Genomic DNA, 12,732 nt, shown 5'->3' with positions numbered 1-12,732 from the left:
TCCTAAATTAACGCAAAAATAATCAATCCCAGGTCTATGAAACTAAAGACAGCAATATTCACCAGGGAAAACCGATACTGGGGATTTATCACCTTGAGCTCATTTTCATAGCCTCTGGATAATAAGCAATCATATAAGGATTTTGTTTTAAAAAAAACTTTCTGACACAGGTTTCCAAAAAGAACCCCAAATGAATGGATCGACCGTTTAAAATTACAATAACCCCAGCGGGAGGACTGAGCGGTATAAATGTTGAATGCCGTTTCCACAAAAACAAAAATGAACCGGTACATCAGCATCATCAACTCGATACAGATCGCCGGTACTTTAAGTCTTTGCAGCACATAAATCAATTCTATCATCGGCACGGTTAGAGCAAGAAAGTATAAACACGTCACAGAACTCAATGCCCGCAGCAAAATAGACCAAGCCAGGTTGAGACTGTTCTCCGTTACGCCCAAATAAAAATGCCCTACTGTCAGACTAGCTAACATACCGGTATGATTTGAACTGATTACAACCGCCACAGTAAGCACGCCAATCAGCAAAAAGCTCAAAGGCATCAGCATCAATTTTAGAACAACCTTCCCGGGGATCCGGGCCCTAAATATCAGCAAACCCAGCATCATGGCGATAATGATAAAGTTTATCAGCGGCTTTTTCACCATCAAACAAATCCCCAAAGTAACCATGGCAAAGGCAAACTTCTCTGCGGGATGAGCCGTTCGCATTTTATTTGAATAAACAAATTGATCCACATAAAACATGATCTTTCCCTCGCCTTTGCGTTCGTTTTTTGCACCCCATCTCACAGCCTATGAATCCTGGTCGATATGTTCACCTCCGATCTGCGCCAAGTTATTCTTAGCCAAATAAAAAATTCCCCTCGCCTTCCAGCCAAGGGGAATCCAAAACATCCTTTCATAAATAAGTCTCACCAATCTCCTTTGGTGATAACTTATATTTAAGGCAGGTCTTCTGGCTCTCGTGTCATCCTCCTCCCACACCTTCCCGCCTGGCAATCACCAGGCAGTGGCATTACGGGGATTCGTCTCCGATTACAGCGGCGGATCCGCACCGGAATTGCACCGGTTTCCCTATTCTCCCTTGATAGGCACCTAAAATCTGATATTCATTTGTTATTTTATTTTATATCAATCAATTACAAAATACAACTACTTTTGCCGGTTTGGCTTACTGATAATCTCCTACCGCAGAAACACGGGCGATATTAACCGTATCCCTCATGACGGTGCCGTACTTTCGCCCATTGCTGTCCGTGACATTAAAGTATTCTTCTTTATAACTGATCCCTTTCGTTGATTCTTGACTGGACCAGTATTTAAAGCCGATAATGCGGCCATTTTGATCTCTCAGCCAGTTGAGAAAAACAGCAGTATGCCCCGTATAATTTTCCCGTGAAACGTCGATAAAATCCCCGGCCCTGGCATCTTCCAAATCGGTAATCCGTTTGCCTATGCCGTATTTTTCTACCGCAATGCTCACATTGCTTGTTTCTTTATTGCCAGTGGCGGCATACCAGGTGAGGGCAAAATCAAACAGTTGGTCAAAAGACATGCCGTTAAAATCATCCGGGCTCAAACCCAGCTCTATATTGCGATTCTGCATGGCTTTAAAAAACACTTCAAAGGTAATGCCGGAACAAAAGGAAGCCTTGCTTCCGCCGGGATCAGCCTTTAAAAGCACTTTCCCCTGATAGTAAAGATTTTCTGTCACACCGTTATAATTTGCATAATCATCATTGAGCAAATAAGGATAATACCCTCCGGCATAGGTATCGATCACATCCAGAACATAACTGTTTAAAGTGGTGTCATCGTTTGAGGTTTGCGGTGCCGGGGCTTGAGATGGGGTAGCTTGCGATGCCGGGGCCGGCTGATTTTGCTCCGGATCAGTCGCAGCTTTCTCCGCAGTTGGCAGCGACTGACTTTGCTCCGGTTTCGTCTCCACTTTCTCCTGACTGGCAGATGTTTTCTCATTACTTTCCGTTCCCGCCGTATGCTCCTGTTTCACAGGTGTGGCCCGGGAAGCTAGATCCGTTGTTTTTCTGGGAACTGACTTTTCCTCTGTCCCTGTATCAACGGCATTTTTCTGCTCCGTCGCTTTTTCCGGGTTTTCTTTCGCTTCCGCTTTTACGGTAGGCTGTACGGCAGTCTTGATAATTTCCCCAGGCTTGATCGTTTGCACAGGCTTGTCCCCCGGGCCCGGGTTCTTTATCCCTTGACTTTGATATGTAAAGAATATTCCCAGTACGGCGATACCTAAAACCAGACTAAGAAGCAACAGTTTTACCTTCTGCGCATATTTTTTGCCCTCTCTCACCCATTCCACCATCCATTCTAATTAGTATGGGCTGTGCCCCTGTCTCAGCCGCTATCATTTTGATTATAGTGGAATATGGGCTTGGATCCTACTGTTAAATGTTGCCATACCCTCTCGTGAGCACAGAAAAAGCCCTCACAAAGGGCTCAAGAGAGTATCTATTTTTTTTAAAATAACTAATGCAAAAAATATCCTTCCAGACCCTTTAAGATTCCTTCCGCCGCTTCCTCTTGAAAGTAGTCTTGGGCCAGTAATTTTTCCTCCTCATTGTTGCTGATGAATGCCGTTTCCACCAGGATGGAGGGGACCAAGGTCAAACGCAGCACGGCAAAATTTTCTTCCAGGACCCCATTGCTTTTACGTTGAATCCTCTGCACCAGCTCTTCCAGTACAGATGAAGCCAATTTTTTTCTCACATCTCCTTGTCCGTTTACCCCGTAATAATAAACGGCGGTCCCGTTTGGGGTACTGGATGTACTGGCATTCATATGGATGCTGACAAAAAGATCGGCATTGATATTGTTCGCTACGGCAGCCCTTCCTTCAAGGGAAACATAGGTATCGTCAGACCTGGTTAAAACAGCGTTGACTCCTTTGTTTTGCAGCTTTTCCGCCAATTTTAATGCTATTTTCAGCGTCACGTCTTTCTCGTAGAGGCCGGAGGGTCCGATTGCCCCCGGATCTTGCCCGCCATGTCCGGCATCAATGACAATCGTTTTACCGGCCAGGCTGGGTTCTGCCACGGCAAAAGCAAGCTTGCTGTCCCCTTCTGCGGAAGAGACCAGATTCAAACCGGCAGAAGCATTTAAATCCAGCACTATTCTCACCTGGCGGGCATCATATTGGGCAAACCGCATGCTCTTAACCAAATCATGATCAACAACAATCGTGCCGTCCCCTTGATCACCGGTATTCAGAATACAGTTATAGAGATCAAGGACAATTCTTTTTGGCTGGTCCAGATTTGATATGGCATAGATGATTTTTTGGCTGCCTGCAATGTCTAATAAGACACCGCCGTTTGCCGTATCAACTTTGATTTCGCTAATCTGTACCGGCTCTGTCCACATAGGCTCATTGGTTTCTGGGGATTCTCTGTGTTCCCCGGGTTCCTCTGTGCGGGAGGCGACACTGCTATCGCTATGGAGAGACACCAGCCACCCGGCAACCCAGCCGGAACGATTCCCGGTCAAGGCTATTTCATACCAATCATCCTTTTGCGACAATATTTGAAAAGAATCCCCCTTCTTGGTTGTATCTAATTTGGCGTAATTTACTCCCGGACCGGTGCGGATATTCACTACATCCTCGGAAATCACCAGCGTCGTTTCCCGTGCGGTTTCCTGAGCGCCTTCATTCACGAGCTGACCGGCATCTACCAAATCTACGGTGCTTTCGTACAACCAGCCGCTGTTCCCGTCTCCTAAGGCCACCTGATACCAATCCTGATTGATGCCGCTGATGATAAACTTATCACCCAATACAGCCTGAAAGAGCACACTGTAATTTGTCCCCGGGCCGCTGCGCACATTGACCTTGGGGGAGTTGATCACCAGAATCTTATCCTCAAAGCTACTTTCCTGATTATTCTCATCCGTGGAGGCCCTGAGGATATTGACGGCACTATTTTTCTCATCATAGCTGACTTGGACGCCCATGCTTTCCAGAATAAACCGCAAGGGTACCATGGCCCTGCCCTGGGAAATCACGGCAGTAGTATCCATTTCAGCAATCATGCCGTTTACTTCGGCAGCCTTCTGTCCTATCCACAGCCGGATCATAGCTCCGTTGCCGTTAACGGTTACCTCTTTTGAAGTGACATCCCAGTTAAAACTGTACCCCAGTTCCTCTCCAATAAAACGGATGGGCACAATGGTGCGATTCTGGCTGTCAATATAAGGAGCAACATCGGCATTAATCAGTCTGCCGTCTACTGTTATGTAAAGTCCTTCGGCACCGAAGACCTGGGAAGGAAAGAGCAAACAGATTAAAAAAAATAAAAGTACATAAAGTCGAAGAAGAGTTTTTTTGTTCATTTAAACCACCTAACCTACGTCCATCTAAATTGCTATTTATTTCTTCATTCGACATCATTTGCTATTTTCCTGTAGAATTAAGATAAATACAATACTATTCATATTTGAACAAAACCTCAAATGCGCAATCCGGTTATGAAAGCGGTTCTTGAATGCGGGGAATTCAGGTTAACCTGCGCATCCAATTCCATCCATCGGTTCGGATGGTAATTACAAACAAGAAGGCTAAAACACAACGGCTATTTTTTCCAACTGCTCGATGGATAACCGCAAGGAGCTGGCGCTGCTGGAGTGGCTTCTGATGACGGGGATATTTCTTCTTTTTGCTTCCTTCACAGCGGTTTTCACCATCTGGTGGGATACGGTGGAAGTAAAGAGCACAATGCCGTCCGGATTGCCGATCAGTTTTTCAAATCTCTTGGGCATCTGGGTATAAACTTTAATATCATGACCAAACCTGGTGCACATTTCCTTGTACTCGTTATGCATTCTGTCATGGCCTCCGATTAGTACGATACTCATCAAAAGTTCTCCTTTCTTTTATAATACTTTATGATACTTTCATACTCCAGCCCGCCGACTGCTGCCGGAGAATCCACAGGTGGCCTCTTATGGCTTTTTGTGGCAGGAACAACTGCTTTCGCAATCTCCGCAGCTACAGGAACATTCACCTTTTTTTAAGCGGATAATGGTCCTAATGACAATCCATATTGTTACTGCGGCAATTAAACCGCCGATAATCCAGTTAATCATGTTCTCACCCTTTCTTGGTCATTTCTCTCATTTTTATTAGTTAATCCTAACTTTCGCGGGGAGGAGAAAGCCCCCTAGGGACTTTCTCTTTCCGCAATAAAATATTTCTTCTCTGCTCCTTTATTTTACTCAAAACCGAGAAGCCGGCCGCCCTGATAGATGACAAATGCCATGATCCACGCGATCCCTGTTTGAAAAGCAAGGGCAAAAAGGGTCCACTTCCAGGAATTAAGCTCCCGTTTGATCGCGCCGAAGGCGGCAATGCACGGCATATAAAGGAGGGTAAAGGCCATAAAGGCATATGCCGTCAAAGGAGTAAAATAGGTGTGCAAAGCGGCTGCCAGCTTTACGGTATCATCACCCACATCTCCAATGCCATAGAGGATCCCCATCGTTGCCACGACCACCTCTTTGGCCACCAGACCGGTTAAGAGGGCGACCGAGGCCTGCCATTCCCCGAAGCCCAAAGGAGCAAATAGGGGAGCAATCGCTGTACCAATGATGCCAAACATACTTTGAGCCGGGTCTTCCACCATGTGCAGGGAGAAGTTGAAGGTCTGCATGAACCAGATAATCACCGCAGCGGCAAAGATGATGGTCCCCGCTTTTTTCACGAAGGCCTTGCCCCGGTCCCACATATGGATCCCCACGCCCTTAACGGTAGGAATCCGGTAGGGAGGAAGCTCCATGACAAAGGGAGCGATCTCTCCTTTAAACAATGTTTTTTTCAAAATGATACCGGAGAGGATAGCCACAACAATGCCGAGCAAATAAATGGAGAAGATCACCCCGCTTTGGTTTTGAGCAAAGAAGGCGGCTGTGAACAAGGCGTATACGGGAAGCCTGGCTCCGCAGGACATAAAGGGCGTTAAAATAATGGTCAATTTCCGGTCCTTGTCATTCTCCAGGGTCCTGGCCGCCATCACCGCCGGAACGCTGCACCCAAAACCCATGAGCATGGGGATAAAGGACTTTCCGCTCAGACCCAGTTTCCTTAAAAATTTATCCATCACAAAAGCCGCCCGGGCCATGTAACCGCTATCCTCAAGAATCGCCAGAAACAGGAAAAGTATCATAATCTGGGGAACAAAAACCAGCATGCTGCCCATGCCGCCCAAAATACCGTTAATGATCAGGGCATGGAGCCAATCGGCCGCCCCAGCTCCTTGCAGCCAGCCGGAGAGGGCTTCTGCGACAGTCACATTGATCAACCCGTCCACCCAGTCGATGGTATAGGAGCCAATGGCGCCAAAAGTAATCGTGAACACCCCGTACATCAAAGCCAAAAAAATCGGGATCGCCAGTACCCGGTTGGTCACCAGCCGATCAATTTTATCCGAAATAGTAAGTTCGCCTTTTCCGGCTTTCTTCTTCACCGTTTTTTGCACAAGTTCCCCAATATATTTATACCGGTTGTCCGCCAGCATCGATTCCAGGTCACTGCCGAACTCCTTTTCCATATTGATCCGGTATTTATTGAGCTCCCCCAGGAATTCAGCAGATAAACCCAGTTTCGCCGTGACTTTTTCATCCTGCTCTAAAATCTTTAAGGCCGCCCAGCGGGGATTGATGTTTTTGTTGGGCAGATGCCCGGCCATGGTATTGACCATGTCGTCGAGGAAAAACTCTATTTTTTGCTCAAAAAAGCGACAGGACACCGCCTCCGAACAGGACGGAGCCGACTGGGCAACAGACAGGGCTTTTTCCACCAGTTCCCGCACACCCTTTCCTTTGCTGGCGGATGTAGGTACCACAGGAATGCCCAAATGCTTTTCCAGGGCTTCGACATCAATCACATCACCGGCAGACTCCACACTGTCCATCATGTTCAGAGCCACCACCACCGGCACGCCAAGCTCCATCAATTGGGTCGTCAAATAAAGGTTTCGTTCAATGTTGGTCCCGTCTACAATGTTAATGACCACATTGGGCCTTTCATCCACAATATAATCCCGGGCAACGATTTCCTCCAGGGAATACGGGGAAAGGGAATAGATCCCGGGTAAGTCCACAATCCGGATATCTTCCTTAAATCTTCGCGCTTTCCCTTCTTTTTTCTCTACGGTAACCCCGGGCCAGTTGCCCACATATTGGGTGCTTCCCGTAATCGCATTGAACATGGTGGTTTTTCCGCTGTTGGGGTTTCCCGCCAGCGCAAAAGTATACGACATAGATAACCCTCCCTCTGAAAGCCTCCTATCCTGAACCTCTCTTTCTGATAGAAGCCTTATTTTACCATAATATTTTCCGCTTCGGATTTTCTTAAAGTTAATTCATATCCCCTGATGTTAATTTCAATGGGATCACCTAAAGGAGCAACCTTCCGTACACGTACCTCGGCTCCCTTTGTCAGGCCCATATCCATCAGCTTTCTTTTCACTGCACCGCCTCCGGAGATCTCCGTAATCACGGATGTCTCTCCGGGTTTTAAATCTTTTAACGTCTTTTCCATATCCTTTTCCTCCTTAAAGCGCTACTTCTACCAGCAACTGCTGGGCAATTCCTTTACTTAGAGCCAAACGGGAGTTTTTTACGGCAACAATGAGATTTCCCGTGTTTTCCAGAATCACCGTGACAGGGGTACCCGGTACCAGTCCTAGACCTTCCAGATATTTCCGCGTCACCTCTTTTGCTCTGCATCCTTTGACGACTCCTTCTTGCCCTACGGGCAGCATTGTTAAAGGCACCATTTCTCCCTCCTTTTCATGGAATTGTTAGTCATCCCTAACACTTGAGCAAACTTTTACTGCCGGTTCACCAAAGATGCCAGCCTTACCCCAAGTTCCCGGCACTCGGCCAAGCCGTCTTCGTCAGGAGTATTTTGAAGGATCAGCCCTTCATCTACCAGCCGGACCCCTTTGCGTTTCATACGCTCCTGCCAATCCAGCATCCACTGGCCGTCACCCCAGTCGTAGGACCCAAATAAAACAAAGGGCTTTCCTGCCAGCTGTTCTTTTTCCAAATCGGTGACAAAAGGCTCCATTTCTTCCTCTTCCAAAGCCTCATCCCCCATGGCCGGGCAGCCCAAGGCCACTGCATCCGCCGTCAAGACATCCTGCACCGTCGCTTTGCTTACGGGCAAAAGCTTCACTCCTACATCCACGGACCTTGCTCCTTCAGCCACTGCTACAGCCATTTGCTGGGTATTGCCGGACCCGCTCCAGTAAATAATCACTGCATATTTCATTTTCTCATCCCTCCATCTAATATAAAATTTATGTATATTCTTCCTAAACAGACAATTTCAAATCCGGTTCACTCAGGGAGGCCATCATCTCCCTCCGGGCCCTGTCATAGGCGTGAAAAATATCCCGGGCCCGTTCTTGATTGTGGTAAACCTTCCAGTACTTGTTGAGCAGAAACCTTTTACCCCTGTTTTCAATAAATCCCCGCACATCCTCCAGAGGAATCCCTAGGAAAATGCCGATCTCATGGGGAAAACCGCTGCGGAAACGTTTCTGCAAGAATTCCAAATGACGGTTTAAATCCATCTCATTCCCATACCCGTATAGCCTTAAGAAGTCTCTGTTTTGCCGCGTAAAAATAGTTTTTTTCAAAGCATCCGCATCGTAAAACAAAACCAAAACACTCTCCCCGGTCCTGCGGATTTCCGTAAACTTCAGATGCAGTCTCCCCTCCACACCATCTTTGTGCTTTTCCCATAAGCTGTAATGATCCCTGCGATTCCGAGAAAAAGAGAGCAAAGAAGCCGGTTTTTTCAACGCCAGGGTGGGCGCAATCCGGTAGGCAATCAGAGCCGTTAAATAGCTCTGATCATCCATCCTTGACCATAAATCGATTAATTTTTCTAAATGGTTCATCATTGCCTCCTCCATTAATTGTCAGGACGAGTTAGGAATGCCTAACATTTATCTAAAAAAATATTTCTTCTTTCTTTTTGAGGACAATCATTGTTAGTTATTCCTAACTTTTTCTATAAATAAAGTACCATTTTTATGTTTTTTTGTCAATGCTATTTAGACAAATTCTTTTGAAAAATATCTTTCGATCTCTCTTTATTCCATAGGATAGATATACTCCGTTTCCGGCTTTTCCACCGGCACAATCTTTTTTGCCTGAATCAAGGGGATGGTCTCCCCTTCATAGGTGGTACGGGTAATCATCCCTGTTACTTTTACCCAGCTGTCGTCGGGCAAATGGGCAGCCTGCGGGTAACCGCACAAAAAACCTACCGGCACGGCATCTGCGGCACAACAATTCATCATCATCCGGGCTGGGACAAACTGATCTTGGAGAAACTCCTCGCTGTGGAACACGAAACCGGAAGTCTCAATCTCCACTCCTACGTATACGTCCAAGCGCTCATAAATTTCGTTCAACCAGCCGGCAAAGGTATTGTCGTCCATAATGATTTTGCCGTCTTGCAAAGACAGCCCCCACTCCTCATTGCCGGGTTCCCCGGCCGGGGTATTCTCTTCCTCTCCGGTTGGGGCTAAGGTCTCCTGCTGATTACCGGCTTCCCGGGAAGGATCTGTCGCCCCGTTTTCCTTCTCTCTGCTTTCCGTATTCTGCCCCTGTACCCCGTCCCCCAGATACATGGTATTTGGCACCGCTACTGCTGCCGGTAAAGAAACAGCTAAGATCAGGGTAACAAAAAACAAGGTATAGCGACCGGCAGGAGTTTTTCTGGGCGCCCTCTGAAAGACCTCACCCAGCGTAAAAAAGGCCATTAAAACAAAGGCCCCCACGGCAAATTCTAAATACGGGAAGATCCGGGCATGTACGTAGAGCCGGACTGCTCCGGACTGGATCACCGTATAAAAAAACCCGGCAAACCCTAAAAAAATGAGGATTTTAAAAACTGCTTCATAATTCATAGCTTTCCGGGATGAAAACCTCATTTTTCTCTCTTCCTTTCCCCGGCCAATGGCCGGTTAACGTGAACCAATACGCCCTGAAGTTCCTTTAGGTCTTTTTCATTTTCCTCACCGGGAAAAAATAAGGGGCGTGAGGAAATATAACAGAATGTAAGATAACCCCATAACGAAAAGGACTAATCTCAGCACGAAACCTTTCCGGAAGCTGCCCAAAAGCACCAGTAAATTTTTTAAATCCAGCATGGGACCCAGCACCAGGAATCCCATCACCGCATCAACGGGAAAGGCCACGGAAAAACTCCTGCCGATAAAGGCATCCGAGGTGGAACACACAGAAAGCACAAAAGCTGCCCCCATCATTACCGCCAGAGACACTTCCCGGTCCCCTGCCAGCTGAAATAAGGCTTCTCTGGACACAAGGGTCTGCACCAAAGCGGTAAGAAAAGCCCCCATGATTAAAAAGCGGCCCACATCAATAAACTCTGCCCCGGCATGCCGGAAAATCACCGGCACCTTTGCAAAGAAACCTTTTCCTTTTATGCTGTCATCCCGGCAATAGATACAGTCGCATCGGTAGTGATCCGCCCGGTCCAAAACAAGGTCCTGCCGCCGGGGATAAAACAGAAAGGCCCACCCTACCGTTACAGCAATGGCAATGCCCAGGATCAGGCGGGCCGCCACGACCATAGGCTCATCGGGAAAAGCATAATAAGTGGACGCTACCACAATCGGGTTTACGGTAGGAGCGGCCAAAAGAAAGGTGAGCGCGGCCGGAAGAGGCACACCCTTCTTAATCAGCCGTACCACTACCGGAATAATGGCACAGTCACAGACCGGAAAGAATACGCCGGCCAAAATGGCCATCAAGAACGAAGTTATTTTGTTCCGGGAAAAGAAGCGGGCCATGGCGTCACCGGGTACAAAAACCTGAATCAGGGATGAGAGGAAGGCGCCAATCAATAAAAAAGGAAAAGCCTGCATTAGAATACTGATAAATACCGTATTAAAGGCCTGGATCCGCACCATATCAAGCCCGGAAAAATTCCCTCCGCTTGTTTGAAGGATGTGGAAAAGAAAATATCCCAATCCGCCCAGAAGGAGAACTCCCCAAAACCAGTTGGACCAACGGAGGGGCGGAACCGGTTTTTCTTCCAGATAAAGGGTCCCCTCATCCAATTTCCGGCGAAATTCTCGAGGAGTGGCAATGGTTAAAACTTCACAGGTAGGGTTCATCCCCCGGATTCTTCTTTTGAGGGTCTTGATTCTTTCCGGAGACAAACCGGCACTATAATTCAACAGGACCAATTCGCTTCCCGCTATCTGTTCCAAGAGCCTGGGCCCCATATTCTGTACCAGCATCTCCCAAGAACGGGCATCGGCGACATGGAGAACACTGTTGATGCGGCACCGTTTTTGCAGTCCGGGCTGATTGAACTGAGACAACAAATTGTCCAACCCCGCCATACCGTTCTGTTCAATGATCACCCGGTCCGGAAAAAACTGCAGTAATCTTTCCCGGATCATCTCAGCCGTGAGCACGGTCCCTTGTTCCAGCTTTTCCACCCGGACTTTGCCTCCCTTTAAAAGATCCGGACAAATGCTTTCTCTCCCGGCTTCACACTGAATCACCAGTATTTTTTCATGCTGAAGGAAGGGGCTTCCCAGCATTTCATTGATCAGTGAAGTTTTCCCGGCGCCTAAAAACCCGGTAAAAATATCTATCTTTACTTTCATCCTCCCAACCCCGCTTCAACATCTAATCCATGACCTGGAATAAATTGGCCAGTCCTTTTCTGTTTAAATTTTGTCCGATAATGCACAGTCGTCCCGAATAATCCGGCTCCACAGGACGGATATTGACCTCACGGGGTACGAAATCAAACTGGACCCACTGCTCCGGACCCGCCTGTACAATTCCTTTGGCCCTTAAAACCCGCCCCACCAATGAAACTTGATCCATTTTTTCCAACATCCTTCTCAATTCTTTTTCCGGGAATATTTTTGGCGTCTCTTTGCTCCAGACCTCGAAGGCCTTGTCCCCGTGAGCAGCATGGGCATGATGGGCCCCGTGATATTCCGGGTCAGGGCCGGGCACCAGACTATCCTTCCCCTCTGCCAGGGCGATCAGCTGTTCCGCCCGGAGCTGGGCCCAGGGCGTAGTGACAATATGGGCCCTGTCATTCCATTGGTGCAGAGACTTGACTGCTGCTGCCACCTCTTCCGGGGAAACATCCTGGGTCCGGCTTAAGATCAAAGTTTTCGCATGCTGGATCTGGTTGGAAAAAAACTCCCCAAAATTCTCCAAGTATAGCTGATAATTTTGGATATCCACCACGGTGATGACCATATTCAGTACAAGCAGCCCTTTGATCCGGGGAGAGGTACAAGCCTTGATCACCTCAGACAGTTTACCGACGCCGGAAGGCTCAATAATGATCCGGGACGGTTTAAACCGGGAAAGCACCTCTTGGATGGACCGTTCAAATTCTCCCACCAGAGAACAACAAATACATCCTGAATTGATTTCTTTAATTTCTATGCCGGACTTTTTCAATAAAGTACCGTCAATTCCTATTTCTCCAAACTCATTTTCAATGATCACCGGCTTTTCCCGGCAGAGTTCTTCTTCGAGCAGTTTTTTGATCAAAGTGGTTTTTCCTGCGCCCAGGAATCCGGAAATAATATCAATTTTTACGCCCATCTCCCATTCTCCCTTTAAAAGAATTTTTCATCTTGATCAATAACCCATTTATACCACTATT

The 12,732-nt window shown here is 47.4% G+C and carries 13 protein-coding genes and 1 riboswitch; all 13 genes read right to left on the bottom strand.

Translation table 11 applies throughout. The annotated features are described in order from the left end of the window. Positions 1–2: 2 nt before the first annotated feature. The gene (cbiQ, locus tag DCMF_RS24830; RefSeq protein WP_148136924.1) at positions 3–812 is read right to left on the bottom strand and encodes a cobalt ECF transporter T component CbiQ; all 810 of its coding nucleotides are present in this window, start codon (positions 810–812) and stop codon (positions 3–5) included. Between the two features lie 139 nt (positions 813–951). Beyond that, positions 952–1,137: riboswitch (cobalamin riboswitch) on the bottom strand. Between the two features lie 57 nt (positions 1,138–1,194). Beyond that, entirely contained in the window at positions 1,195–2,343 is a 1,149-nt protein-coding gene (locus tag DCMF_RS24825) for a hypothetical protein (RefSeq protein ID WP_214658881.1), read from the bottom strand. Between the two features lie 176 nt (positions 2,344–2,519). Continuing rightward, positions 2,520–4,379 carry an N-acetylmuramoyl-L-alanine amidase gene (locus DCMF_RS24820; RefSeq protein WP_148136922.1) on the bottom strand — a complete coding sequence of 620 codons (1,860 nt, stop codon included), beginning with the start codon at positions 4,377–4,379 and terminating at the stop codon, positions 2,520–2,522. A gap of 225 nt (positions 4,380–4,604) precedes the next feature. Then, on the bottom strand, positions 4,605–4,901 hold the full coding sequence (locus tag DCMF_RS24815; protein ID WP_148136921.1) for a DUF2325 domain-containing protein: 297 nt from the start codon (positions 4,899–4,901) through the stop codon (positions 4,605–4,607). 87 nt (positions 4,902–4,988) lie between these two features. Continuing rightward, positions 4,989–5,132 (bottom strand): FeoB-associated Cys-rich membrane protein, encoded by a 144-nt coding sequence (locus DCMF_RS30570; protein WP_148136920.1) that lies wholly within the window; start codon positions 5,130–5,132, stop codon positions 4,989–4,991. A gap of 125 nt (positions 5,133–5,257) precedes the next feature. Beyond that, the gene (gene feoB, locus DCMF_RS24805; RefSeq protein ID WP_148136919.1) at positions 5,258–7,303 is read right to left on the bottom strand and encodes a ferrous iron transport protein B; all 2,046 of its coding nucleotides are present in this window, start codon (positions 7,301–7,303) and stop codon (positions 5,258–5,260) included. A 56-nt stretch (positions 7,304–7,359) separates the two neighbouring features. Then, the gene (locus DCMF_RS24800) at positions 7,360–7,584 is read right to left on the bottom strand and encodes a FeoA family protein (RefSeq protein ID WP_148136918.1); all 225 of its coding nucleotides are present in this window, start codon (positions 7,582–7,584) and stop codon (positions 7,360–7,362) included. Between the two features lie 13 nt (positions 7,585–7,597). Further along, the gene (locus DCMF_RS24795) at positions 7,598–7,822 is read right to left on the bottom strand and encodes a FeoA family protein (protein ID WP_335582367.1); all 225 of its coding nucleotides are present in this window, start codon (positions 7,820–7,822) and stop codon (positions 7,598–7,600) included. Positions 7,823–7,875: 53 nt separating this feature from the next. Further along, on the bottom strand, positions 7,876–8,319 hold the full coding sequence (locus DCMF_RS24790) for a flavodoxin (RefSeq protein WP_148136917.1): 444 nt from the start codon (positions 8,317–8,319) through the stop codon (positions 7,876–7,878). A gap of 43 nt (positions 8,320–8,362) precedes the next feature. Beyond that, a complete protein-coding gene (locus tag DCMF_RS24785) occupies positions 8,363–8,956 on the bottom strand; it encodes a DUF3793 family protein (protein ID WP_236860117.1) in 594 nt (197 codons plus the stop codon). A gap of 192 nt (positions 8,957–9,148) precedes the next feature. Then, the gene (locus DCMF_RS24780; RefSeq protein WP_148136916.1) at positions 9,149–9,994 is read right to left on the bottom strand and encodes a TIGR03943 family putative permease subunit; all 846 of its coding nucleotides are present in this window, start codon (positions 9,992–9,994) and stop codon (positions 9,149–9,151) included. A gap of 84 nt (positions 9,995–10,078) precedes the next feature. Then, a complete protein-coding gene (locus DCMF_RS24775; RefSeq protein WP_148136915.1) occupies positions 10,079–11,704 on the bottom strand; it encodes a permease in 1,626 nt (541 codons plus the stop codon). Between the two features lie 22 nt (positions 11,705–11,726). Further along, positions 11,727–12,671, bottom strand: a complete 945-nt coding sequence (locus DCMF_RS24770; protein WP_148136914.1) for a CobW family GTP-binding protein — start codon at positions 12,669–12,671, stop codon at positions 11,727–11,729. Positions 12,672–12,732: the final 61 nt, after the last annotated feature.

Origin of the sequence: Candidatus Formimonas warabiya (assembly GCF_002777255.1) — a bacterium.
In the GTDB taxonomy this organism is placed as follows: domain Bacteria; phylum Bacillota; class Dehalobacteriia; order Dehalobacteriales; family Dehalobacteriaceae; genus Formimonas; species Formimonas warabiya.
The sequence above is the reverse complement of the archived record's forward strand: the minus strand, read 5'-3'. Positions and strand labels throughout refer to the sequence as shown.